Below are 24,622 nucleotides of genomic sequence, written 5' to 3'. Positions count from 1 at the left end.
AAAAAATTAACTAGAAGAATTATATACTTGTTGGGGAGTAATATAGCTTATTAAATATGTTCCAGGAATATTAGTATATACTCCATACGAAATTAGGGGTCCGTTGGATTGTACTAATAAATGTCTTCCAGCAGAGTATCCAATATATCGCTGATATAGTTCTGTTTGGTATGCTACTGTTCCTGTTGTATTTGTCCATTGGAATACTGGTGAGTTTCCAGGTAATACTGCTGCGTATGTTCCTGGTGTGTTTATTGCCTCTATAAAGTTAGGTACCCATCCTTGATATGTATAGAATCCTGCAATGTCTGCTGGATTTATATTATTAGCATCTATTACAAAATATGCTTGTCCATTTATTGTCACCTCTTCAACAGGTACCTGACCTTTAATTACATAGAAATCCTGTAAAGGTACATATTGTTGATTATTTATTGGATCAGTTTGTCCAACAAATTGATTATTTAATTGAACTATTTGGTTATGATTTTGTATTATTGTATTTGCATATTGTCCATCCCATATTACATCCTTTATTGTACTTCCATTATTTAATATTAATTCACCTTCAGGATCTGTATGTCCATTATAATTTATTGTTTGACCATTTGGTACAAATGCTATATATCCATTTGGAGATCCTAAATATTGTATATGTTCATTATTTGAAGGTAAAGAATGTATAGGATGTAATCCAAACATTAAATATAATCCTACAGCACTAGCACCACCAACAAAAATTAATCCATATCCTATCAATTTACCTCTAAGACTTTTATCTGCGTTTATTATATATAATCCTTCCGAAATTGAAACCCTTGCAGGAGATGGTAATGCTGAAAACGCAATTTTTGGCCCATATTCCATTGTTTTATATACTATTTCTTCTAATTTTTTATTTAAATATTTTGGAAGTCCTTCAAATTTATCTTTAATTTCTGTTCCATATTCTAATATTCCATCTTTAACTTTTTGAAGTCCATAATAGATTTTATCTTTTGCATTTTCTAATCTTTCATATAAATATTTTAAAGATTCATTAACTTTACCTTTAAAGTTTCTAGAACTATCTTTTACATTATCTTCTATAATAGCATCTAAATCCTTCTTTATATTATTCCCTATTTTTTTAAAAATACCCTTCAAACCTCTGTTTAGTTTCATATAATATATTTTCAATAAAATTTTAAAAATATAACTATATTCATAATTATTAAATGAATAAAATCTTTTATAAAAATTTTATAAATATTTTTAATTTCATAATCTAAAAAAAGCTAATATAAAATAAAAAATACAACAATACCAACTACTATTATAATAACCCAAATTGGTATTGAACTAAATAAAGATTTATTCGATGTAGTATTTTGTATTGAATTATATGAGGAAGTATTAGAAGTTGATATTGTAGAAGTATTATTTATAGTACTATTAGTTGTTGTTATATTATTATATTGATTTATTTGATAAGGTAATGGTGTTATTGCCATATATATTGAACCTTGACTCGTTGAAATATTATTTAATCCAAACCATGCTAAATAAAGATTATTATTCAAAATTGTCGCTCTTGGAATTATTGTAAATTGAACTGTATAATTAACAACTGGCTGTAATTCTGTACCATTCCAATAGTATACACTTAATAAACCAGGTCTCCATGCAATTATAACATATCCATTATTCCATGATATCGGAAATGCACTTTCATATATTGGCAAATTAAATGTTAAATTTTGATTAATTGTTAATACTCCATTATAAAATTGATATAAAGAATTACCAATAAAACCAATAATTGTTGCATTTACAAATTCGATACTTCCATTGTTTATGTTTATTAAAGCATAAGTACTATTTACAAATTGAACAATAGCATAACCATTATTTGCAGAAACAATACCAACAATACCCGGAATATTTAAAGATTTAACAACATTGCCTGAAAGTGTTAATTCTTCAAGTATTGTATTATTATATGTAAGGGATAATGTAGGTTCATAAACTAAATATATATAATTTCCATCACTATAATAACTTAATGCATCACCATTGTTTGTTAAATTAATAACAGGTCCCCAAACATTATTATTTAATATTGAAGCTTGAAGAAGAATTGTTAAATTATTTAAACTATAATTTCCCATTGGCACACCACCCCATAACAACATTAATGATCCATTATTTAATTCAACTAATAATGGACTTCCTTCTCCTAAATCATTGAAATTTGGTAAAGGCGCATTCATTTCTTCAGTTCCATTAAATATCAAACCATTAATAGTTGCAATTGATGATTGCAATTCTGTATAATAAATATAAACAAGACCATTATAACCAGTTATTGAAAACCCATAGCCAAAACGACTATTATTAGTTATTATTATAATTGATGTATTTGTATATTGTTGGCCATTTAAATTTGTTTGTGCCATAATTTTTGTACTCAACATTATCAAAGATAATATAAAAAATATAACTATTGCCTTAATTTTATCTTTCATATAATTTTTAGTATTATTTATTTTTTTAAGTATTATAATTATTGAAAATTCATTATAAAAAATTAATAAAATCCAAGGTTTTTATAAATGATATGAAATCTATAAGTGATAGTGTAATAGAACTTATTATTGTAATTATTATTATAATATTTGTAATAATAGTTTTCTTCAATGTATTAAAAGGTCTTAGTTATGCTGGTAGACCAGAAGCAAAATTTGGATATGCATTAGCAGGAAGTATAAGTTTTACTATAAATCCAGTAGCACAGGGAATATCTGATGCTGCAACAATTGCAAATGATGTATTATTAGGAGTTTTTATTGCTACAACCGTTGCTGGTATTGTTTCTGGAATTAAGGCAAATTATGATGAGAATGTAGAGTTTTTGGAGAGTATAGGATATGATGAAGAAACTATACAGAATATAAATAAGAAATATCTACTATTTGAAGATATTGAGAATGGAGGTTTTCCAAAAGATAAAATAGCATCTGGTATTGGAAATGCATATAAAAAAGTATTTACAAATCCTTTAGGTGCGGGTTTATTATTTGGAACACTTGGCTTAGATGCTTTATCATATGCCTTAAATAATATGGCACATGCGATACAAGACCCAATTTTATATTATTTAGTTCCAGAAGGCGTAGTAGCTGTGAATTTAAGCAATATTGGTAACGCTCAAGTAAATGAAATGCTTAACGATTTAAATCAATCATATGCAAATTATATAGAACAACAAGGATATTGTAGTGATCCAACATCATCGGAATGTCAAAATTTATATGCAACATATTTAATTGCAAAATATTTATTTTATACATATGGAGAAACATTAGGACAAAGTGTAACTATAGCAGGTAATCATAATGAATATGCCCTATTATTATTTGACTATAACAGTAACTATATAGTTACATTAAATGATGTTTTATGTATGTTAGATATGATGGAATATTATAATCAGGTTCCATTAGAAGTTATGTATGGAGATAATGTGATATATAATAGTAATTTCAATATTGCTTGTCAGGTTTTAAGTAATAGAGATCCTAGTGTAATGTCTTCAAATCCTCAAGATTCAAATGTATATAATAAATTATTAGTAAATTCATATGAAGTAGGTCAAAATGGTAATGTTGATGAAAACTGGTCCACTTCAAATAATTTTCCACCGAATCAAGTTATAATTATTCCAGCTAATATGCAATTACCAAATGGCATAATAATTGAATATACATATGAAGGGGGAAATAGGGCAATTCTATTAACATCGATTTCAGGTTCAAGTTCAAGTTCAGGTGGAAGTTAATTTATAAATTGCAAAGTTTTTAGATTTATAATGGAAACTGGAGAACTTCTAAAGATAATTCTTGCATTGATATTTACTGTATTAATATTAATATTTGTTTTTGTTATATTGGGACCAAAATTAGGGCTAAATATAAATATATTTGCTCAATATCAATTAATAGGGGGAAATGGATAAAAAAACACAAGTAAATACATTTTTAGTAGCAATAATATTATTTATAGTTGCTCTAGTATTATTAGCAATATTTATGTACTTTTATTTTAAAGGTGGAGCAAATTTATTTAATAGTATACCGCAAACAAATGGCACAAATGTTGTAAATAGTATAAATAATAACAACTATGGAGGCTGATAATTCAATAAACTTTTTAATATTTTTAATTATTGCAATAGTAATAATTATTTTAGCTATAATATTTTATTATTACATAGCAAGTAACTCCATACAGACAAATGTAACAAGCGTAGGATATAAAATATTAAATCAATCTGGATTAGGATAATATGAGAGGAGATTTTCTTAGAATAATTTTTGATATAATAGTATTAATTGTATTGGTAGTTTTAATATACTTTATTATTGTGACATTTATTGGAGTTGCTATGGGAAATGATGCAAAATATATTGGATATTTAAATTCAATTGCTAATGATATAAATAATGGAGGTAATGGAGAAGTATTTATAAATAATTATGACTATAATTATGTTTTTGTATTGACAAACAATAATGGATGGTATTTGCAATTATATCATTGTTTTCCTCCAAATCAGGTTGTAGGTCTCTTATCCGTTAAAGTAGTATATTGGAATGTTTCTACGACAGATAATGGAAATACTATTATATTTGCACCAGCATTAGTATTTTGTAAATTAGTAAAACAAATATCCTTAAATAGTAATATAAATCAAATAAATATAAACATACAAGGATTAAATGATAATGCTGGTTTATTAGCATATTCTACTAATAATAAGAACTTAGGTGGTCTCCAAATTTTTGTAAATATAATAGATTATTTCTTTCCAGAATCCTCTTCATTCTTTCTTACTATAGTAAATGATACAACAATAACATGTAATGATAATGGATGCACATTTACATCAACAATTGATGAAAATGGTAATACATATCAAGAAAGTGGCTCTATATCTTGTGCTCCAAGTTCAAATATAAATTCAAATAACAATAATTTGCCATATAATCCATCAGTATGTGTAGAATTGTCAGGATTTCCAGAGAATCCTCAAATACAGCTTAGTAATCTTGAAGGTGAAATTGTAAGTTCTGAAACATTTACTTATATTATCCAATACTTCCAAATAAACTTTCCATTATTATATTTTGCAGGTTCTTTACCACCAACAGTAATGGATATAGAGGTAAATAGTAACGGAAATACAGCAAATATTAATATATACATAGGAGAAACTGTTTCTACATAATATGGATGTTGATGAATTATTAGATGCAATAATAGCATCAATATTTTTAATAATTGTATCACTAATAGGAATATATTTTCCATATATTATTGCAAGAATATTTGGTACACATAATCCTTATTTAATATTGGAAGTTGCTGGTTTTATTACATATTCAACATCAGAACCTGGGAATATGACAGCAGCATTTTTTGTAACAAATGCTCCAGTATTTTTCTATGAATTTAGGATAATTCCTCCAATACAATCATCCGCCCTATTTATTCCTTTATATAATAATAATGATTTTTTAGTTAGTATTGGAGAATGTTATGTAAATGATCTATGGCAACAACTTGCAGATGATGCATTAAATTCTTTTATGGCTGAAGTATTTTCATATCTGCCAGGATTAAAGTATGGTGGTAAAACAACATCTTTACTAAATGCTTTAAATAAAGTATTTGGATCTTCATCTCAAATTGCAAAACAAACAGCAATAGCTGCTGCTGGTACATATGGATTATATACATATCAATCTACACTTTTACAATATGCATCCGGAAACTATAACATATGGGGAGATATATTTAATGCATTACAATCTTCTGTGGGACCTACCTTGTGGTCTACTGCAGAATTTACTATAATGCAGGTTGGAGATATGATATTAGATGAAGTTTTACCACCTCCAGCTGATTTTGTAGCTGGTTTTGCATTTAATTTAGCATTTACTGCATCAATTACCTTATATCAATATTGGCAAGCTACATCGAGTCCATATGCAAGTTGCTATTATAATCAATTTATACAACAAAGCACTAATTGGCTCTTTTTGTCAATTCCAAATGGAAAATATACAGTATATCAACCATATTTAACATTGTCAATATATTATAATCCCGAGTTTACATTTTATAATGGATGTAGTAATAATTATTTATGTGATACAAGTTTTACATACATTTATAATTCACAAGATAATTCACAGGATAATATATTCAAACTAGATTTAGGAAATGTAGATAATAATGGTAATCAAGTATTTCCAGAGTTTATTATTTTATCAAAGGTGGGTGTACAATCTGGAGGCCAACCATATTTAAATGTATCAGTATTATCTTCTACATCATGAGATCATTATCTTTAAAAGATATAATTGAATATATTGCTGCTGCGGTTGTTATAATATTCGCATTTTTTATTGTAGCAATATTATATGCATTATTTAATATTGAATCGTATTCTGAATATACATATCAGCAATTTACAAATAGTTTATTAATTGATAGATTAAATTATTGTTTATATGAAGATACAGGAAATCCATTATTATTATTTTATGCTCCCAATCCAAATATTATCAATGAATATAATAATGTATATCAACAATGCTTTATGAATATCTCAGGAACATTAGATTATTTTACTAATGAATCAAATCAATCAAATGAAGTTATATATACATATTTAAATTTCTCTTATGACGATTATATATACTTCTTTTTCTATGATATTAACAATATAAGTAATTCATATTCATATGATCCATATAACCTTAGTTTTGAAAATGATATAAATGTTAATCCATATTATGTTGCATATAATATTTATAATGTAGATTACACATACGAAAATCTACCATCTTTAAACCAATTTTTAATCAATTATTTCTATAATTATAGTTTATATATATATAATGAGACAGAATATATGTATCAAAACTATCAATTTATAAATAATACTGAAATACTCAATTCTACTGCAACTTATGGAACTGTATATTATACTGAAGTATATATTCAACCAATAGCATCATATTATATTACTTTACCAGAATATGATAGTGGAGAACCAGTAATAGTATCTTTATACGGTGTAGGAAATCTTTATATGAATGGAATATATAATGAAACATGTAATATAATTGCTGGAGGCCAAATAAATATATCTTCATGTAAAATTACTCAAATACAATGAAAATACAAATTGGATTCTTTTTATCATTTATTGCTGCAGTAATTATTGTTATAGTTCTACTATTTATATTTATCTTTAATATATTTTCCTATGGAAATCCAACACTAAATAATATTGCAGGTTTAAATGCTGTTGGTATTGAATATAAATCTGCAAATGGTTTTTTAGATTCTTTAATTTATTTTGATAATGTAACTGTACCTGTAATAGATATATACGCAGGATTTTATAATAATACAGCATTGGATAATTATATAATAAATGAATTGGCAAATGAAGAGTTATATTATTTAAATGATTCCGCTACAATTTTATCATTCTATTTTAATAATAATACAATCATTGGTGCATGTCCAAATAAAGAATATATAAATTATTATGTTTATTTAAATGGTGAATCATATACATTCTATGTTTGTCCACCAACAGTATTATATAACTTTTATGTAAATTATACTAGTGGTTATTCAACTTAAAGTTAATAATTTTAAAATTTATTGAATTTATATGAAAACATCTTTAGCACCAGTAGCATTATTCTTAGGAGTAATAATTTTAGTTCTCTTTGGTATATTTTATTTAAATTCCCAGATTCAAATTGCAACTCAATCTTTAAAATATTTAAGTGAAGATTATATTGCATATCAGGGATTTTTATATATATTATTTGTTTATATACCATTTGATATTAGATATAATTTATTAAATAATCTTTTTACAAATATTTTTAAAGGATCTACATATAATATAAATTATATATTTGGAAATAATATTCCAAATTATTATTCTCAATGTGAAGTTCCTTTTTTATTTAATCTAACCAATATAGAAGATAATGGAAATAATTATAACATAATTTATTCATTATGTGTCCCAGTAATTCCTTTAAATAATGTAAACAACTATCAAAATATTGAAAATATATTTTTTAGTATTAAAAACATTGTAAGTCAAGATTTAAACAATGAAATCGGATATTTAAATGGAAATTTAAATTTTAAACATGCAAATTTTTCATATCAGGATTTCTATTATGATGGTTCTAATAATTTTGTATTATCAAATCCACAATATTATTTCTTTGTATTAAATAAATATGAAAGAAGTTTAACTTTCCCTGAATTAAATAATCAAATAGGTTATTCAATATATCCCTTTTTATTATATTATAATGAATTAATAGATTATTTATATAATCAAACATTTCAATTTATATATAACAATTTAATAAATCAATCAAATTATATAGATTTATATCAAAGTGCATATTCTGAAGAAACAATCGGAGATAATTTATATTTAAATTTTTCATTCAATAATCCGTATTATTATGTTTTAGATCTATATACATCTCAACTTTTGCCAGTAGAAGATCCAAATATTACAAATGTAACAATCGTAATACCATGTGAATCAATTGGGCAGATTGTAAATAATCAATGTATAGTAAATAGTATATATAGTGAATATATGAAGGAATGTTTAAATAATGTAAGTGCCATTTTATCAAAGTTAAATTATCAAGTATTGAATAAAATCAACATATTCAATGGATATTGGTATAATATAACTGGTGTAAATATTATTAATGAAAAAAATGTAGAAGTTAGTACAAGTTTTGTAGAAAATATTTTAGAAAATTATGCATATTATACTGATGGATATTATCCAGCTTTAATACCTGTAGATATTCAGATAAATTATAATAATGTAAGTTGCTCTATAAATAATGAAACATTGCAATTTGGTCCGTACAAAAATTCTTCTGACTGTTCAAATTCACAAAATTCATTGGAAAGTTATTTATCAAATTTATGTACAACCATATCTGAATGTTATAATAATAATGGAAATTATTACTTTAATGCTACATGTAATGTTTCAGAATTAAATATAAATAATCAATTTACATACAATTATTATTTATATGAATTTGTAGGAATAAATAATGAAACAATGAATAATTATTGTGATAATTCATTTTGTTATATAATAGGATAGAAGATTTTTATAAAATATATTTATTCTTTTTCTTACATTCTTTAACTTCTCATTTGCCTCTTTTACTAAATTATAAAAATATTCTTTATCTACCAATAATTTTCTATTTTTTGATACAATTGTTTCAATTTTTTCATTTCCAACAATTTCAACCATTACCCTTTTATCATTTATCAAAAATATTCCAGAATGTTTGAATCCGGATTTTCTTGCAATATTTAATAGTTCATATGCCCTTTCTATATTTTTTGAAGATACATGCAAAATAAATGGTTCTTGTTTAAAGTATATTTTCTCATCATAATTTTTATATACTTCTAATAATTTATTCCATATATAATAAAAATTTACATAATAATGGGATTTAAATAGAAATTCGGCCTCAAATTTTTTCCCACTTTTTGGTATTTTTAATAAAATTATCCTACCTGCACATGAAGATGTTGTAAAAAAGAAATCTAATGAATTAATAAGATCTAGAATATAATATATAGGTTGATCTGCTAAATATTTTTCCTTAGCTTCCTCAAGTTTTTTCATATGATATATTTTTAATTTATTAAATTCATCCATATATTATGGATAGAGAAAAGATAATATTAAATATATTATTTCTAGCATTTTCCATACCAGTAATTTACATAATATATTATTCATATTCAACATATTTTGTTGGAAATAAAATGGTAAATCCTGAAAATATATATAATTTATATATATCAAATTTTAGCGTAAATGGAAATTATTTTTCCTTTAATGTAAATAACCCAAATAACTATTCTGTAGAAATATATTTCTCATATTTAGGGTTAAAAAATTCATATCAAACATCATCAATAATAACTTCAGGAAATTTTTTACAGAATATATATATAATACAACCAGAAAATCATATTACATTGCAATATAATTTTGAATTGGATGATCAGACAAGATTAACAATTGTCCAATGGGAAAAACTCGGTGGAATTTTATATTTAACATTATATTATTCATCTGTAGGAAATAATTCTGTTAGTGGAATAATAAATTATCAAGTAGAAAAAAGTTAGACTTTATCAAGATCGCTTATTGTATATATCTTTACCTTATTACTACTCTTTTGTATACTATCTATACATACAACATATTTTATGTTTGTACTCTTTTCTATTAATTCCAATAATTCCCTTGTTAATATTCCATCCATTACTAAATATGCTACATTATTATGTTTCAATATTATTTCTCCCAATTTTTCTACAGGTACTTTATTTAATATATTAAAGTTTTCATCCAATAATAAAGCTTGATCTGTTTTAAATATATCATTCATATATGATTTTAATTTTTGTAATATTGGATCCTTTATTTTCTTTTCGCTTCTAATATTTTTTATATCTTCAGTAGTTCCTTCCAATTTTTCATAATATGCTCTAATCTGATCAAATGATATTTTATTCTTTAATGCTTTTAATATTTCTTTTCCAGATAATTCTTCAACTTCTCTTCCAGGTTCAGGTTTTGCTACAAAATCAATATCAACACCACTTAACATACATTCTTTTACCAATAAATCCCCACCTCTATCACCATCAAAGAATGTTGTTATTATTTTTTTCTTTGATAAATCAATTACTGTTTTTGGTACATTTAATCCATTTAATGCTATTACATTTGTAATTCCATATCTTAATAAATTTAGAACATCAGCCCTTCCCTCTACTAATATTATTTCTTCAGATTTATCTACATCCGGCCCCGCAGGCAATTTTTCTGGTCCATATTCAATTAATGATTTCATATTATATGAATATTCTAAATATAATAGTAACTCTTTTGGATCTGGTAATTCCTCATTTATTAATTTTGTCAATAATTCTCTAGCTCTTTCTAATATTTGCTGTACCTTTGTTTTTCTTATATCTTCTATCTTTTGTACTTTTATTGTTGCATGTGTTGGTCCAATTCTAGTTACAGTTTCCAATGTTGCAGCTATTAATGAAGTTTCAAATCTATTCAAACTTGTTGGTATCCTAATTTCCCCAATTGTTTTATCATTTTCTACTTTAAGATCCACATCTATTCTTCCAACTTTTCCAGATCTCTGTAATTCTCTTAGATCCATTTCTGATCCTAACAATCCTTCTGTTTGTCCAAATATTGCTCCTATTACATCAGGTTTCTCAACTACTCCATCAATATATACTGACGCATGTATCATATATTTTATGTAAGGTGGTGAACTCTTTGCCATTATTAAATATTTTTAAGAAAGGTATTTAACCATTAAAAATTTTATACTCAAAGGTAGTATAATAATACTATAAAAAATGAAATTAAAAATTATTATATGACATCATCAGAAAAAATAACAATAAGTGTTTTAAAAGCGGATATAGGAAGTTTAGTAGGAAATTCAAATATTCCGGAAATATTTGAAGAAACAGCTTCAGATATATTAGATAAATATAAGGGAGAAAAAATATTCGATTATTTTGTATCACATGTAGGAGATGATTTGAATTTAATATTATTACATAATAAAGGGGAAAATAATAGAGAAATACATCAAATTGCATTTGAAATATTTAAGAAAAATTCCGAAATTGCAAAAGAAATGAATTTATACGGTGCAGGGGGTGATTTATTAAAAAATGAATTTACTGGTTCATTAATTGGAATGGGACCTGGGGTTGCAGAAATGGAATTTACATTAAGGCATTCAGAATCAATAATTGTATTTGCTGCGGATAAAACAGAATCTGGAGCATTTAATTATCCTTTATTTCAAATGTTTGCAAATCCATTTAATACACCAGGTTTGGTAATTGATCCAGATATGAGACCTGGATTTAGATTTGAAGTATGGGATTTATATAATCATAAAAGAATATATCTAAATTCTCCAGAAGAAATTTATGATCTATTATTATTAATTGGAACATCAGAAAGGTTTGCTATAAAGAGGGTATATCCCAGATCAGATAAATATCCAAAAGATGAACCTGTTGCTGTTTCTTCTACAGAAAGATTATATGAAGTGGCTGGCAAATATTCTGGAAAAGATGATCCAGTAATGATTGTAAGAGCACAAAAAGGATTTCCTGCAGTAGGAGAAATATTGGAAGCTTTTTCATTTCCATATATGGTAAATGGATGGATGAGAGGATCATATTGGGGTCCTTTATTACCTGTAAGTTTAAAGAATGCAAGAGCTACAAGGTTTGATGGACCTCCAAGGGTGATTGCATTGGGATTCCAAGTAAAGAAAGATAAATTATATGGACCAGAAGATATGTTTGATGATCCAGCATTTGATTATACAAGAAATAAAGCACTGGAGATTGCAGATTATATTAGAAGACATGGTCCATTTGAACCACATAGGGTATCTTATGAAGATTTACTAACAACCACAGTAAAACCTATATTAGATAGACTAATTCAAAGATTTGAGGATATAAAATAGGGAAGGTTATCATTTTTAAATATATTTTTTTTAACAATAATAAATGGGTCTTGAATATATATATGCAGTATGGTTACTACATGAAGCTAAAAAGGAAATAAATGCAGATAATATAAAAAAGGTATTGACATCAGTAGGAATAGAACCAAATGATGCAATGGTAAATGCTGTATTAGCAAGTTTACAGGGAGTTGATTTGGATAAAATAAAGGAAGAATCATTATCTATCGCTCCAGCACAAGTTGCTCCACAGCAAGTAGAACAAAAGAAGGAAGAAAAGCAAGAAAAGAAAGCAGAAGAAAAGAAAGAAGAACAAGCATTAGAAGGTTTGTCATCATTATTCGGTTTCTAAAATTTATAAATTTTTATATATAATTTAATTTTAAGGTGACTGATTCAGATAAGCTTTATAGGGGCATTATCCTAACAAAAAAAGAATTAATTAAGCTAGGAGAAGAAAAGGAAAATTTATACTCTAGAAAGAGAGTTTTATATAAAGAAAGAAAAGAATTATTGGAAAAATTAAAGGAATTAAGAAATAAGAAAGAAGAATATAGTAAAATATTGGATAACTTAATGAATGAGAGACAAAAAACATTGGAAAAGTTGGAAGAATTAAAGAAAAAGCTGGATGAAATAAAGCAAACAAGAAAAGATATATTTAAGAATAAAGATATTGCAAAAGATATAAATAAATATAAAAAGGAATTGGAAACATTGGAATATGTTTTACAGACGGAAGTTTTATCATATTCTCAAGAAAAGAAAATTTGGAATAGGATAAAATATTTAAGAAAGCTTTTAGGTAAATATGAAGAAATATCTTCTGTTTTACAAGAATTTGATAAATTAAGGGAAGAATATAATGCTTTTAGATCTAAATTATCAATAATAGGTCAAAATATTAGAAAAAATATTGATGAAAGAAAGGTTGTAAAAGAACAAATAAAACAAATAAAAGAAAGATTAACACAAATAATGGATGAATATAATAAACTTAAAGAACAAATAAAACAAATAAAGGATAAAATAAGAGAACTTGAAGATAAATTATATGAAGATTTACAAAGATATATAAGTCAGAGATTACAAAAACAAGCAGTTGAAATATCTGAAGAAGAAAAGAATAAAATAATTGAAGAATATTCAAAGATACAACAAAAAATTATGAATGGTTCTGAACTTTCAATGGATGAAATATTAGTAATGCAGAAATATGAATTATTAAAGAAAAAGGGTGCAATCTAATTATGAAAAATTATATCCAAAAAGATCTTTAGAAAGTTTAGGTCTATTTAGAAAAAAATGTAAAATTTGTGGCAGATATTTTTGGACTTTTGATAAAAATAGGGAAATATGTGGAGATCATGAAAATTATGGTTTTATAAACAACCCTGTTGGAAAAAAATTAAAATATAGAGAAGTATGGGAAAGCTTTTCAAAGTATTTAAATAAAAGAGGATATGCGATAATAAATAGATATCCTGTTGTAGCTAGATGGAGAGATGATATAGATTTTGTAATTGCATCAATTGCAGATTTTCAACCATGGGTTGTAGAAGGATATACGGAACCACCTTCAAAAAAATTAACTGTTCCACAATTTTGTTTAAGGTTTAATGATGTAAGAAATGTTGGATTGACTGGGAGGCATTATACTGGTTTTGTAATGATTGGACAACATGCATTTGTAAAACCAGAAGAATATGATATAAATCAATATTTTTTAGATCTATACTATTGGTTTGAAGATAATAATTTTCCAATGAATGAATTTATATTTCATGAAGATAAATGGGAAGGTGGGGGAAATGGTGGTACATCAATTGAATTCTTTATAAGGGGTTTAGAGGTTGCAAATCAGGTATATATGCAATATAAAATTATTAATAATGAATGGATAGAATTGGATAAATTGAAAGTTTTAGATATGGGAATGGGACAAGAAAGGGTTGCATGGATTACAAATGGTACAAGTACATCATATGATATTGTATTTCCAAATACAATAAAATTTTTATTAGATAATATAAAATATGAAATTGATATAGATTTATTATCAAAAATTTCAATGTATTCTTCATTATTTGATTTTGAAAATAATGATATAAAATCTTTTGAAGAATTTTTAAAAGAAAAGGGAATAGATCCAAAGAATAATATTGAAATAATGAGGGCAATATATTCAATTTCAGATCATATTAGATCATTATATATTGCAATATCTGATGGAGCATTACCTTCAAATATAGGTGGAAATTATAATTTAAGATTAATTGCAAGAAGGATGTTTTATTTTATTGATAAATATTTTGAAGTAAATGATATAGAAGATTTCTTAAGAAAATTATTGATAAAGATTTCTGAAGATTGGTATGAAGAAAAATTAAAAGAAAATATAAATGAAATTGTTGATATATTAAAATATGAATATGAAAAATATTTGGAAGTAAAGAAAAATGCTCAAAAAATTTTAAATAACTTAAAAAATATTGATACAAAGAAAATATTTGAATTATATACATCATATGGGATTTCTTTAGAAATTATAGAAGATATAAATCCAAATATAAAAATAAATAGGGAAGAATTAAATAAATTAATTGAGGAACATAAAGAAAAATCTAAAAAAGTAAAAAAAGAAGAAAAATTAAATTTAAAATTAAATTATCCAGAAACATATAAATCATTTTATGAATCATGGAAAAAATATTATGATATTGGAAAATTAATTGGAATAGAAGATGAATATTTAATATTTGATAGAACTGTATTTTATCCAACAAAAGGTGGTCAGGTAAATGATACTGGATATATATTTAATTTAGATGAAATAAAAAATTATTCAAGAGATATTTTAAATAATTATGATTTTCCATATTATGTAAAAGAAATATTAAAAGATTATCTAAATGGTAATAAAATTGAAGGATTTGAAAATTATTTTGCAAAAGTTATTGATGTAATTGAATATGAAAAAATAATATTACATAAAATAGATAGAAAAGTTAATTGGGATAAAAATTCGAATATTTTACAAATTATTGATAAAGATAGAAGATATAGAATATCTAGACATCATACTGCAACCCATTTATTAACATCTGTATTAAGAAAAATATATGGAAATCATATCTGGCAGGCAGGTGCTGAAAAAAATGAATATGAAGGAAAATTGGATGTTACGCATTATAAAGTACCATCATACAATGAAATAAAGTTAATTGAAAAAGAATTAAATAAAATAATATTGGAAGGAAGAAAAATAAATAAATTTTATTTATTAAGGAATGAAGCTGAAGAAAAATATGGATTTATAATATATCAGGGAGGATTTATACCAGAAACAAAATTAAGAATTGTTGAAATAGAAAATACAGATGTTGAAGCATGTTCAGGAACACATTTGGATAATACATTGGAAATCGGATTAGTAAAAATAAAAAGTGTAGAAAAAATTGCAGATGGGTTAATAAGATTTAGATTTGTTGCTGGTGATAGGGTTATAGAAGAATTTGAAGATTATGAAGAAAAAATTTTAGATATAAAGAATAAATATAATATTGATATAAATAATTTAAATAATTATATTGAGAAAATAAATAAGGAAAGAGATGAATATAATAAAAAATTAAATTTAATATTAGAAGAATATATTAAAAATAATATAAAAGATGGAAAATTATATTTAGAAACCAATTTATATATTTCTGATATAATAAAATATGTTTTGAAGTATAAAAATTTAATAAATGATATAAATTTGAAGTGTAAGGATGGAATAATTAATTTAAAGGAAGGAGAAAAGAAAGTTGATAAATTTTATATAAAGAAAGTAAATTAATTTTTATAAGCGGCGGTGCCCGAGAGGTCAAAGGGGGTCGGTTTAGGTCCGATTGGATAAGATCCGCCAGGGGTTCAAATCCCCTCCGCCGCATTTAAAATTATATTTTTATCTTATATATCTCAAGTATTTTAATATCTTTAGGAGCTATATAAGATTGTTTACATGAAAGATTTCGACCTTTATCAATAAAAATATATGGGCCAGTTTTTTCCATTTCTTCATTTCTATTATTTTGATTATTTTTAGAATTGTATTTAACATCATATCTAATAAACTTGAGTAGATCATCTAAATTGGCTTCTCTTAAATCTATATTATAAGATTTTGACTCTAAATTATTATTATTTATTAAAGCGTCTAAAGCGTCAGGTTCACAAAAACCTTCAACATACATCCTTCTTAGTTTATCCTTTCTTACGTAAATTCTCATGCTAGACACTTTAATTAATTTATCTAAACGTATACGATAGGGTGGGTCTTTTGCATATATTACAACTAACTTAAACTTCTCATCAAAAGGAATAGCTGTTTTATTAGGAATGTTTTTTTTATTTTTTCTTATTCTTATTGATGGAGTTGGTACTATAAATACCTTAGGAAAATAATATTTATCTTCATCTTTTATCTTTCTATATTTTTCAAATATTATTTTTGGAATTTCCTTTTCTGTTTGCAAAGTAAAGAATTTACGTTCTTTTTCTCTTCCCCTGTTGTATTCAACATATGCATGTATATTGTACAAACCTCCATCTCTAGTTATATAATATACTCTTGCTTTAAGCGTTATATACGAAGGCATTTTATCATAATATTATGAAAAAGTTTTTATTACTATCTTATAGTAACATAAAATTTATATATAAAGATGTTTTAAAAAGTAATACTTACTGAAAGGATTTTTTAGAAAGAGCCTTTTGTATTATTTAAGAAATAAATGTAAAAATATATTTATTTGTATATAATTTTTAATTTTTGATTTCCTATTTTTTGATTTTTCAAGTATTTTTGAAGAATATAAAAGTTATAATTGATTTCTGAGAAAATTTGCATATACATAATATTTATTTTCCTTTAATTCTATATTTTTAATTTTGCATTTATAATAGACCCATATTATCTTATTTAACTATATTTATTAGCTACTTGGAGATGCATTTACATGTGATCTATAACTTCCAAGTACTCTCTTGATATATTCTTTTACATTATTAGCATATTTTAAGGATGTATTAAATAAATAGCTAATAGTATCTGATGTAGATCTTACAAATTTATCAACAATTTTCTCTGCTTTTTCTTCATTCATTCCTGGTAAATAACTTAAATATTTTTCTGAATATGTTAAGGAGATAATTAATGAGGGATATAAAGGATGAATGTATTTTCTTATACTTTTTATTTTTTCTTCTTTACCCCACATATATGGATCTGGAAGAGGCTCAATACAAATTGAATCTATTTTATATTTTCCTCTAAAGATTAGGTCAAATGTATCCCTAGCTCTAGGACAATGAGGACTTTCTGTTAATATTGCTGTTAATGTACCTTTTGGTACATTTAAATTTCGAAGTATTTCTTTAGCATAAAGAGCATTATGCAATGTAGTTGTAGATCTATCATCAACTATATATTTATCTTTATCTATATCAGCATTTTCTATTATTTTTTTAGCAATAGAAACATCGGTTTCACCAACTGTTACAATCAAGTAATCTGCAATTCCTTGTTTGTATAATTCTATTGCTTTTTTAAGTCTATATTCAGTATGTTCTGGACCTCCTCCTAAAACAATTATAGCATAATAATGTGGTTTTTTAGGATAATTGAAATTTGTATTTTCATAATTTCCAGGATTTCTAGAACTATTAATTATACTATCAAGAGTGAGATTTGACTTTTCACTTTTTCTTTCCCTATATGGAAAAAGCATGTTTGTTAAGTATGCCATTATATTTTATTATAGTAAAAAGATTTTTATTTGTTACTATCTTTTAGTAACATAAAATTTATATATAGATCTCTAATCGAATAAATCTAAATGGACAAAAAGATCTTCTAAAGATTCAAATTCCCTCCATTGCTTGAAATTATATTCTTACTTATAAAATTCAAGTATTTTAATATCTTTAGGAGCTATATAAGATTGTTTACATGAAAGATTTTCGTCTTCACCAATAAAAATATACGTGCCGGCTACTTTCATTTCTCCATCTTTATTACTTTGCTTATTTACAGAATTGTATATAAAAAACCTGGTTAGATTATTTAAATTGGCTTTCCTTAAATCTATAGTATAATGTCTTAACTTTAACTCCTTCTTATTCTTATCATTATCATTATTTAAATTATTATTATTCATTAGAATATTTAAAGCATCCGATCCGCAAGCACCTATAACCTTTATCTTTTGTGGATCATCCTCATAAATTATTATTTTAGATACACTAATTAATTTATCAAAAGGTACATAAAGTGGTAATTCTTCTGTATATGCTACAATTAAGAAAAATTGATCATCAAAATAAGTGGCTTTTCCAATTATTTCGACTGATGGTGAGGGGAATATAAAAGCCGCAGGATAACGTCCACTTATAGTTTTTCTATAAATTTCTAATACTTCAGGTATCCTCTTTTCTGTTAGAAAAATATAAGGTGGAGATTCTTTTTTATCTATTTGATATGCTAGTATTTTATCCAGATTATTTTCTCTTGTTATTTCAAAAACTATTGTATCGAAGATTATATAGTATATTTCAGACATTTTTATTATAATATTGAAAAATACTTTTATTGTTATCTTTTAGTAACAAAAATTTATATATGGACCCGCGGGGATTCGAACCCCGGACCTCTCGGACCGCAACCGAGAATTCTATCCATGCTGAACTACGGGTCCTATATATATTATATCTTTGGTAGTATTAAATTTCCAAATTTTTGATATTTATTCAATTTAAAAAATAAGCCAGCTAAATAGGATAAATAAGCGTCATAAATATCTTTATATTTAAATATTCTTGAAAAATATTGATATTTTAATTTTAATATTTTTTCCACAGCTCTAGGAAATGTTTCATATACTTCTATATCATTATTAATTTCCATTATTTTACTTTTTAATAAGTTGGCTCTTTCATATAATAATTTCATTGATTTTAAAGATAATGGCAATGGTTTGAATCCATATTTATATAATAATCTTTCTTCTTCTCTATATGGATATTCATAACTTAAAGGAGCATCAATAAATATATATTTAAATTTTTCACTTTCTATTAAATTTAATATTTCCTCATTTTTATATAATACCCCAAATACTGGCTTTTTATTAAAGTAAAAATATCCAGTTCTATTATTTTCTTTTGCAGATAGATCTAAACCAAGTATCATTCCCTATAAATAAATTTATATGAAGTATCATATATATCTTTTTCAAAATTCATTTTATCTAAATAATAGTTTAATATTACAATAACCTGTGATGAAAAATAATTAATATCTCCTAAGGAAATCTTTATTACATCATTTTCTATCTTTTTCTTTATATCTTTTGGTATTCCCAAAAAATCTCCAATAATAAATACAGGATTTTCAATTTTTATATTTTCAATAAATTCCCCATCTTTATCCAATAAATATATATTTTTTCCATTATCTTTATATTCTCTTAATAAATCGAAAAAGTCAATTTTATCAACATATATACCTGGGAATGGATTTTTAATATTCTTTTTATTATATTTTTTCAATGATATCGATAATAATGTAGATATATCCTTTTTTGACCATGGGGTATTTATATCTGATTCTATTCTTATCAATCTAGGAGGAACTGGTTTTCCATTTAAACATAAATCAAATCTAATATTTTTTCTTAATCCATTAGATACAAAGAAAGCATGTATAATTGAATTAATTGCTATATCCAATCTTCCAGAATAATATATGTTTTTAAAATTTCCATCAGTTCTTATGGTATTTGAATAAAAAATGAATATTCTCATAATCAAATATTCAAATAAAATCTTATAAAAAATGAATAATAATAAAATCTTATGAATAAATTAAAACTATTTGCATTATTAATTCTAATATTTAATTTTTTTAATATATACTCACAAAATTATTCATCAACATTGTTTAATATTCCAATAAATCCAATAAATATAAATCAATTAAATCTATACAATTTAGGACAGGGATCTTATGGTGATTTTTATATTTTATATCCAGGATATTATTTTTCTTATCCAATAAATTCATCAAATCAATATTTAAATATATATTTTAATTCAACTATTCCTTTATCTTTTTATATAATGAATCAGCAAAATTATCAAAATTTTCAAAATGGTAGTAATTTTACATCAATTTATCAGAACTATACAAATTATATAAATCAAAGTATATTTTTATCCTCGGGAAATTATTATATAGTAATTTATAATAACAATACACAAAATGCATATTATTATTCTACATATAGTTTAATAAATCAACCAATAAATAATATTTATTTTCCAATAGGAATTTCTGATTATGGTATATATATTAACAATGGAAATATTTATGGATATAATATTACAACAAACGAAGTTATTGGGGATATTTATTTAAATAGTTTTAGTTCATATGTTGATCCTTCATGTTCTAATAATTTTATAGGTGAAGATTCAGGTTCTATACAATTAAATGCAGTCCTAGAATTAAGTAATGGTCAATATTATTGGTTACAAAATGTTTTGTTAATAAATAATACTGGTGGATATTATGAATTTGTTGATAATATATGGAATTCTACATCATTAAATTCTTATTTATCAAATAATTCAATTGAAGGAAATGGAATAGTAAGTAATTATGATAATAAATATTTTTATGTATATGAAACAAACTATTCTAATTTACAATATCCATTAAATGTATTTCTAATAATTAATGTTACTCAAAATAATTCTTATCCAGAAATTCAATTTGGATATAGTTTTGATGGACAAAATATATATTGGTATGATAATGTTACACTATTAATTCCATCATCCGGTAATATAGTTATTTCTCCATCTATTACAGGTTCTAATAATGTAGAAGATTTAGAATTAGTTATTGGAGGGCCCGGATATGGAACATGTATAGATATAAACAATATTAGTGGTTATTTAGGTTTGTATTATTTATATAATAATCAATATATTACCCCGGATCCTTCAATATTTAATTTTGGTTATAATACGGCAGAATATTCTTCAAATATTAATGAAAATATAATATCTCAAGGATTTGTAAATTTATCTGAAGGTCCTTTTTATCCAGAATATTTTGGAAGTATAACTCCTTTAAATTACAATATATCCGTTTATTATTCTTACAATAATTCATATATAAATTATCAATATCCATTTGGAACAGTTTTTAATATAAATATCCCAATATATATTTATCAAAATAATACGTTATATTTACTAAATAATTTAACAATAAATGGAGAAAATTATAATATTAATTATTCCCAACAATATGTAAATATAAGTTTGTTAGTAAATAATAATTATAATATTTCTGCAAACTATACAGAATATTATTTAGTAACCATAAATGATAGTATTGGGATAAATTTTATGATTTCCGGAAATTATCTAAATGAAACATATTATAATAATACATATTACCTTTATGCAAATAATTTATTGAATATTTACTTAAATCAAACATATAATTTCGGAAATTATCAATATTATTGTCCAAATAATATAACATTAAATATAAATAACCCAGAAATTATTAATCTATCAAATTATTGCTATTTACAATATCAATTAAATATATCTTTTCCATTTAATTATACAATAAATAATAATACATATTTTGGGAATAATAGTTTTTATATAAATGCAAATAATAATATAACCATATTAATAAATCTAATTAATTATATAAATAATCAGGAAAGATTATATTGTAATCAAAATAATATAACAATAAATATAACTTCTCCAACAAGTATTGATCTGTCTAATTATTGTATATATCAATATTTAGTAAATATTAATACGCCATTCTTAGTAAATATTTCTATAAACAATTCTATAAATAATTATGGAAATGTTTCTATATTTTTAAATAATGGAACTATAATAAATATTTTGCCTTCAAAATATATTTATCCAGGATTCTTTTATAATACAATTTATTATGAAAATGGATACAATTATATTGTAAATCAACCTTTAAATATTGTCATACAATTCAATGAAACAATTCAATATAATTATTTAAATATTGGATTATTAGTTGGAGGAATAATTGGAGTAGTAATATTTATTTTATATTGATGGGACCGCCGGGACTTGAACCCGGGACCACCGGTACCCCAAACCGACATCCTTCCAGGCTGGACTACGGTCCCAGATAAAATATATAAAAAATAAAAAAATATAAGGAATAAATAATTGAATTTTTATGTATTTAAGAATAGTTGTGGTTCTGTTGTATATGTTGTTGTTACATCATATGATAATGAAATTTCTGTATTATTGTTTGGATTATATATAAAGACTATATAAAAACCTGGACCTACAGATACATTTTCATTTATATATGACCCTTGACTATATAAGTAATATCCATATGGATTGCCTTTAATAGCTTGTATTAGATCATTTAAATCAAATACGAAAACATTAACAGGACCTGATGCAGATACTGTTATGTATATTATTCCTGAAAATCCAGGTGGTACAGCAATTTCTTTATATGCAAATTGATAAGGTTGTAGCATAACACTACCATTACCTTGACCTAAAAATGTTAATATGTTCCAGTAAGTATTATTTAAATTGTTGTATTGATTTTGTAATGAATTATACTGAGTTTGTAGCGTCTGATACATATTTTGTAAATTTGTATAATTTGTTTGTAAATTTTCATAGTTAGATTCTAATGTATTATACTGGGATTGTAAAGTTTGATACATGTTTTGTAGAGTTGTGTAATTGGATTGAAGGATTGAATACATATCTTTTAACGAATTATAGTTATCTTGTAATGAGTTATATTGGGATTGCAATGATTGATACATATTTTGTAAATTTGTATAATTTGTTTCTAGATTTTCATAATTGGATTCTAGGATATTGTATTGAGATTGTAATGCCTGATATTGGTTTTGTAAAGTTGTATAATTATTTTGAAGGTTTGCAATTTCAAGTTTTGCAAATTCTAGACTTGCGTTAGATATAAAATTAGTAAATAATACCAATGTCGATACTACCGCAATTAAGATGATCAAGCCAATGAAGTATATTTTAGTTTGTTCCATATTAAAATAGTACCAGTATTGAATTTTTTAAGTATTATCTTAAATAAAATATATAAAAAATTAAAATATATAGGGGATAAATCTAAAAGTTTCTTTCATATATTCTTCATATTCCTTTCCAAACTTTTGTAACATATATTTTTCTTCTGGAATTACTTCTCCAACATATACCATTAATGATACAATAAAAGCACCCAATATTCCTAATAAACTATATGTTACAAATCCCAGTCCAAAAAATATTATTATTTCTCCTAAATATCCTGGATGTCTTATATATTTATATATACCATCTTTAACTATCTTTTGACCTTCAACAGTTCCAATAGATGGTAAATAGTATTTTCCAAGGGTTGCTTCAGCAATACCCTGTAATATTATTCCTATTATAAATAATATAAATCCAATATCATAGCCTAAATTATAATTAAATAATCCAAAACTATAATAATAACTTATTGATGATAATATTACTATAAATGTCATTCCAACAAGTACATACAATATAAAACCTACCAAAGAATATAATTTTAATTCAATTATCTTTTCTCTTTCTTCCTTTATTATAATAAATGGTAATACTAATCCAACTATTATTTCCGATATTATAAAAAGAAACAAATATTCCTGTATTCCAAAGTTTATTATCATTTTAATATTTTATTGTTTTTAAAATATAAATTTATCTCAATAGAAAAAATATAATCAGTTTAAGATATTATAAAGTTGAGATCTATGTATTTGATAAAAATTGTGGTGGTTTTGTTTTTTTCTTTG

Annotated in this window: 26 protein-coding genes and 3 tRNA genes; 16 read left to right on the top strand and 13 right to left on the bottom strand. The window is 24.2% G+C overall.

Annotated features, from left to right (window positions below; genetic code table 11):
• Window positions 1-6 precede the first annotated feature (6 nt).
• Window positions 7-1,164 (bottom strand): hypothetical protein, encoded by a 1,158-nt coding sequence (locus DDW03_RS02180; RefSeq protein WP_228615428.1) that lies wholly within the window; start codon window positions 1,162-1,164, stop codon window positions 7-9.
• 113 nt (window positions 1,165-1,277) lie between these two features.
• The gene (locus DDW03_RS02175; RefSeq protein ID WP_228615427.1) at window positions 1,278-2,507 is read right to left on the bottom strand and encodes a hypothetical protein; all 1,230 of its coding nucleotides are present in this window, start codon (window positions 2,505-2,507) and stop codon (window positions 1,278-1,280) included.
• 92 nt (window positions 2,508-2,599) lie between these two features.
• Here DDW03_RS02175 and DDW03_RS02170 point away from each other — a divergent pair, with 92 nt between their 5' ends.
• The 9 genes from DDW03_RS02170 to DDW03_RS02130 are packed head-to-tail and all read left to right on the top strand — an operon-like array spanning window position 2,600 to window position 9,229.
• Window positions 2,600-3,820, top strand: coding sequence for a hypothetical protein (locus DDW03_RS02170; protein ID WP_228615426.1), 1,221 nt, complete (start codon window positions 2,600-2,602; stop codon window positions 3,818-3,820).
• A gap of 30 nt (window positions 3,821-3,850) precedes the next feature.
• A complete protein-coding gene (locus DDW03_RS02165) occupies window positions 3,851-3,997 on the top strand; it encodes a hypothetical protein (protein ID WP_228615425.1) in 147 nt (48 codons plus the stop codon).
• Window positions 3,990-4,175 carry a hypothetical protein gene (locus tag DDW03_RS02160; protein ID WP_228615424.1) on the top strand — a complete coding sequence of 62 codons (186 nt, stop codon included), beginning with the start codon at window positions 3,990-3,992 and terminating at the stop codon, window positions 4,173-4,175. The genes DDW03_RS02165 and DDW03_RS02160 overlap by 8 nt, the downstream gene beginning before the upstream one ends.
• Window positions 4,165-4,326: a hypothetical protein gene (locus tag DDW03_RS02155; protein WP_228615423.1), complete on the top strand. Its 162-nt coding sequence runs from the start codon at window positions 4,165-4,167 to the stop codon at window positions 4,324-4,326. The genes DDW03_RS02160 and DDW03_RS02155 overlap by 11 nt, the downstream gene beginning before the upstream one ends.
• Before the next feature lies 1 nt (window position 4,327).
• Window positions 4,328-5,269 carry a hypothetical protein gene (locus DDW03_RS02150; RefSeq protein ID WP_228615422.1) on the top strand — a complete coding sequence of 314 codons (942 nt, stop codon included), beginning with the start codon at window positions 4,328-4,330 and terminating at the stop codon, window positions 5,267-5,269.
• 1 nt (window position 5,270) lies between these two features.
• Window positions 5,271-6,383: a hypothetical protein gene (locus tag DDW03_RS02145; RefSeq protein ID WP_228615421.1), complete on the top strand. Its 1,113-nt coding sequence runs from the start codon at window positions 5,271-5,273 to the stop codon at window positions 6,381-6,383.
• Window positions 6,380-7,228, top strand: a complete 849-nt coding sequence (locus DDW03_RS02140; RefSeq protein ID WP_228615420.1) for a hypothetical protein — start codon at window positions 6,380-6,382, stop codon at window positions 7,226-7,228. Before DDW03_RS02145 ends, DDW03_RS02140 begins: the two co-directional genes overlap by 4 nt.
• Window positions 7,225-7,704, top strand: a complete 480-nt coding sequence (locus DDW03_RS02135; protein WP_228615419.1) for a hypothetical protein — start codon at window positions 7,225-7,227, stop codon at window positions 7,702-7,704. Before DDW03_RS02140 ends, DDW03_RS02135 begins: the two co-directional genes overlap by 4 nt.
• A 31-nt stretch (window positions 7,705-7,735) precedes the next feature.
• Entirely contained in the window at window positions 7,736-9,229 is a 1,494-nt protein-coding gene (locus tag DDW03_RS02130; protein WP_228615418.1) for a hypothetical protein, read from the top strand.
• On the opposite strand, the gene DDW03_RS02125 is transcribed toward DDW03_RS02130, so the two are convergent.
• On the bottom strand, window positions 9,206-9,802 hold the full coding sequence (locus DDW03_RS02125) for a tRNA-wybutosine modification methyltransferase TYW3 (protein ID WP_228615417.1): 597 nt from the start codon (window positions 9,800-9,802) through the stop codon (window positions 9,206-9,208). The genes DDW03_RS02130 and DDW03_RS02125 overlap by 24 nt on opposite strands.
• A 5-nt stretch (window positions 9,803-9,807) precedes the next feature.
• Between DDW03_RS02125 and DDW03_RS02120 the strand changes: the two genes are divergently transcribed.
• A complete protein-coding gene (locus DDW03_RS02120; RefSeq protein WP_228615416.1) occupies window positions 9,808-10,281 on the top strand; it encodes a hypothetical protein in 474 nt (157 codons plus the stop codon).
• Here the strand turns inward: DDW03_RS02120 and dnaG are convergent.
• A complete protein-coding gene (dnaG, locus tag DDW03_RS02115) occupies window positions 10,278-11,465 on the bottom strand; it encodes a DNA primase DnaG (protein ID WP_228615415.1) in 1,188 nt (395 codons plus the stop codon). The two genes, DDW03_RS02120 and dnaG, sit on opposite strands and share 4 nt — an antisense overlap.
• Window positions 11,466-11,561: 96 nt before the next feature.
• On the opposite strand from dnaG, the gene DDW03_RS02110 reads away from it, so the two are divergent.
• The 5 genes from DDW03_RS02110 to DDW03_RS02090 all read left to right on the top strand — a co-directional run bounded on the left by DDW03_RS02110 (window position 11,562) and on the right by DDW03_RS02090 (window position 16,617).
• Window positions 11,562-12,680, top strand: coding sequence for a fructose-1,6-bisphosphatase (locus DDW03_RS02110; protein WP_228615414.1), 1,119 nt, complete (start codon window positions 11,562-11,564; stop codon window positions 12,678-12,680).
• 43 nt (window positions 12,681-12,723) lie between these two features.
• Window positions 12,724-13,032, top strand: coding sequence for a 50S ribosomal protein L12 (gene rpl12p / locus DDW03_RS02105; protein WP_228615413.1), 309 nt, complete (start codon window positions 12,724-12,726; stop codon window positions 13,030-13,032).
• A gap of 35 nt (window positions 13,033-13,067) precedes the next feature.
• Entirely contained in the window at window positions 13,068-13,928 is an 861-nt protein-coding gene (locus DDW03_RS02100; RefSeq protein ID WP_228615412.1) for a DUF7121 family protein, read from the top strand.
• A complete protein-coding gene (locus tag DDW03_RS02790) occupies window positions 13,918-16,524 on the top strand; it encodes an alanine--tRNA ligase-related protein (RefSeq protein WP_228615411.1) in 2,607 nt (868 codons plus the stop codon). The genes DDW03_RS02100 and DDW03_RS02790 overlap by 11 nt, the downstream gene beginning before the upstream one ends.
• A gap of 9 nt (window positions 16,525-16,533) precedes the next feature.
• Window positions 16,534-16,617: transfer RNA gene (locus DDW03_RS02090), tRNA-Leu, on the top strand.
• Between the two features lie 7 nt (window positions 16,618-16,624).
• On the opposite strand, the gene DDW03_RS02085 is transcribed toward DDW03_RS02090, so the two are convergent.
• From DDW03_RS02085 to trmY, 6 genes are all read right to left on the bottom strand, one after another.
• Window positions 16,625-17,326 (bottom strand): hypothetical protein, encoded by a 702-nt coding sequence (locus DDW03_RS02085; RefSeq protein ID WP_228615410.1) that lies wholly within the window; start codon window positions 17,324-17,326, stop codon window positions 16,625-16,627.
• Window positions 17,327-17,662: 336 nt separating this feature from the next.
• The gene (locus DDW03_RS02080; protein WP_228615409.1) at window positions 17,663-18,475 is read right to left on the bottom strand and encodes a YdcF family protein; all 813 of its coding nucleotides are present in this window, start codon (window positions 18,473-18,475) and stop codon (window positions 17,663-17,665) included.
• A gap of 147 nt (window positions 18,476-18,622) precedes the next feature.
• Window positions 18,623-19,288, bottom strand: a complete 666-nt coding sequence (locus DDW03_RS02075) for a hypothetical protein (protein ID WP_228615408.1) — start codon at window positions 19,286-19,288, stop codon at window positions 18,623-18,625.
• Window positions 19,289-19,348: 60 nt separating this feature from the next.
• Window positions 19,349-19,423: transfer RNA gene (locus DDW03_RS02070), tRNA-Arg, on the bottom strand.
• An 8-nt stretch (window positions 19,424-19,431) separates the two neighbouring features.
• The gene (locus tag DDW03_RS02065; RefSeq protein WP_228615407.1) at window positions 19,432-19,917 is read right to left on the bottom strand and encodes a hypothetical protein; all 486 of its coding nucleotides are present in this window, start codon (window positions 19,915-19,917) and stop codon (window positions 19,432-19,434) included.
• Window positions 19,914-20,531, bottom strand: a complete 618-nt coding sequence (trmY, locus tag DDW03_RS02060) for a tRNA (pseudouridine(54)-N(1))-methyltransferase TrmY (RefSeq protein WP_228615406.1) — start codon at window positions 20,529-20,531, stop codon at window positions 19,914-19,916. The genes DDW03_RS02065 and trmY overlap by 4 nt, the downstream gene beginning before the upstream one ends.
• 51 nt (window positions 20,532-20,582) lie before the next feature.
• Between trmY and DDW03_RS02055 the strand changes: the two genes are divergently transcribed.
• A complete protein-coding gene (locus DDW03_RS02055) occupies window positions 20,583-22,859 on the top strand; it encodes a thermopsin family protease (protein WP_228615405.1) in 2,277 nt (758 codons plus the stop codon).
• Here the strand turns inward: DDW03_RS02055 and DDW03_RS02050 are convergent.
• The 3 genes from DDW03_RS02050 to DDW03_RS02040 form a co-directional block, all read right to left on the bottom strand.
• Window positions 22,860-22,933: transfer RNA gene (locus tag DDW03_RS02050), tRNA-Pro, on the bottom strand.
• A 51-nt stretch (window positions 22,934-22,984) separates the two neighbouring features.
• Complete coding sequence (locus DDW03_RS02045) at window positions 22,985-23,845, bottom strand: hypothetical protein (protein ID WP_228615404.1); 861 nt, start codon at window positions 23,843-23,845, stop codon at window positions 22,985-22,987.
• A 60-nt stretch (window positions 23,846-23,905) separates the two neighbouring features.
• Entirely contained in the window at window positions 23,906-24,496 is a 591-nt protein-coding gene (locus DDW03_RS02040) for a methyltransferase family protein (protein ID WP_228615403.1), read from the bottom strand.
• Window positions 24,497-24,622 lie beyond the last annotated feature (126 nt).

The sequence above is a fragment of the Candidatus Nanobsidianus stetteri genome (assembly GCF_003086415.1).
Lineage (GTDB): Archaea > Nanobdellota > Nanobdellia > Nanobdellales > Nanobdellaceae > Nanobdella > Nanobdella stetteri_A.
This window is presented reverse-complemented; position numbering and strand designations above follow the sequence as displayed.

Excerpts from the sequence above, each read along its gene's own strand:
- DDW03_RS02180 (WP_228615428.1), bottom strand. The coding sequence starts at position 1,164 with ATGAAACTAAACAGAGGTTTGAAGGGTATTTTTAAAAAAATAGGGAAT.
- DDW03_RS02175 (WP_228615427.1), bottom strand. The coding sequence starts at position 2,507 with ATGAAAGATAAAATTAAGGCAATAGTTATATTTTTTATATTATCTTTG.
- DDW03_RS02170 (WP_228615426.1), top strand. The coding sequence starts at position 2,600 with ATGAAATCTATAAGTGATAGTGTAATAGAACTTATTATTGTAATTATT.
- DDW03_RS02165 (WP_228615425.1), top strand. The coding sequence starts at position 3,851 with ATGGAAACTGGAGAACTTCTAAAGATAATTCTTGCATTGATATTTACT.
- DDW03_RS02160 (WP_228615424.1), top strand. The coding sequence starts at position 3,990 with ATGGATAAAAAAACACAAGTAAATACATTTTTAGTAGCAATAATATTA.
- DDW03_RS02155 (WP_228615423.1), top strand. The coding sequence starts at position 4,165 with ATGGAGGCTGATAATTCAATAAACTTTTTAATATTTTTAATTATTGCA.
- DDW03_RS02150 (WP_228615422.1), top strand. The coding sequence starts at position 4,328 with ATGAGAGGAGATTTTCTTAGAATAATTTTTGATATAATAGTATTAATT.
- DDW03_RS02145 (WP_228615421.1), top strand. The coding sequence starts at position 5,271 with ATGGATGTTGATGAATTATTAGATGCAATAATAGCATCAATATTTTTA.
- DDW03_RS02140 (WP_228615420.1), top strand. The coding sequence starts at position 6,380 with ATGAGATCATTATCTTTAAAAGATATAATTGAATATATTGCTGCTGCG.
- DDW03_RS02135 (WP_228615419.1), top strand. The coding sequence starts at position 7,225 with ATGAAAATACAAATTGGATTCTTTTTATCATTTATTGCTGCAGTAATT.
- DDW03_RS02130 (WP_228615418.1), top strand. The coding sequence starts at position 7,736 with ATGAAAACATCTTTAGCACCAGTAGCATTATTCTTAGGAGTAATAATT.
- DDW03_RS02125 (WP_228615417.1), bottom strand. The coding sequence starts at position 9,802 with ATGGATGAATTTAATAAATTAAAAATATATCATATGAAAAAACTTGAG.
- DDW03_RS02120 (WP_228615416.1), top strand. The coding sequence starts at position 9,808 with ATGGATAGAGAAAAGATAATATTAAATATATTATTTCTAGCATTTTCC.
- dnaG (WP_228615415.1), bottom strand. The coding sequence starts at position 11,465 with ATGGCAAAGAGTTCACCACCTTACATAAAATATATGATACATGCGTCA.
- DDW03_RS02110 (WP_228615414.1), top strand. The coding sequence starts at position 11,562 with ATGACATCATCAGAAAAAATAACAATAAGTGTTTTAAAAGCGGATATA.
- rpl12p (WP_228615413.1), top strand. The coding sequence starts at position 12,724 with ATGGGTCTTGAATATATATATGCAGTATGGTTACTACATGAAGCTAAA.
- DDW03_RS02085 (WP_228615410.1), bottom strand. The coding sequence starts at position 17,326 with ATGCCTTCGTATATAACGCTTAAAGCAAGAGTATATTATATAACTAGA.
- DDW03_RS02080 (WP_228615409.1), bottom strand. The coding sequence starts at position 18,475 with ATGGCATACTTAACAAACATGCTTTTTCCATATAGGGAAAGAAAAAGT.
- DDW03_RS02075 (WP_228615408.1), bottom strand. The coding sequence starts at position 19,288 with ATGTCTGAAATATACTATATAATCTTCGATACAATAGTTTTTGAAATA.
- DDW03_RS02065 (WP_228615407.1), bottom strand. The coding sequence starts at position 19,917 with ATGATACTTGGTTTAGATCTATCTGCAAAAGAAAATAATAGAACTGGA.
- trmY (WP_228615406.1), bottom strand. The coding sequence starts at position 20,531 with ATGAGAATATTCATTTTTTATTCAAATACCATAAGAACTGATGGAAAT.
- DDW03_RS02055 (WP_228615405.1), top strand. The coding sequence starts at position 20,583 with ATGAATAAATTAAAACTATTTGCATTATTAATTCTAATATTTAATTTT.
- DDW03_RS02045 (WP_228615404.1), bottom strand. The coding sequence starts at position 23,845 with ATGGAACAAACTAAAATATACTTCATTGGCTTGATCATCTTAATTGCG.
- DDW03_RS02040 (WP_228615403.1), bottom strand. The coding sequence starts at position 24,496 with ATGATAATAAACTTTGGAATACAGGAATATTTGTTTCTTTTTATAATA.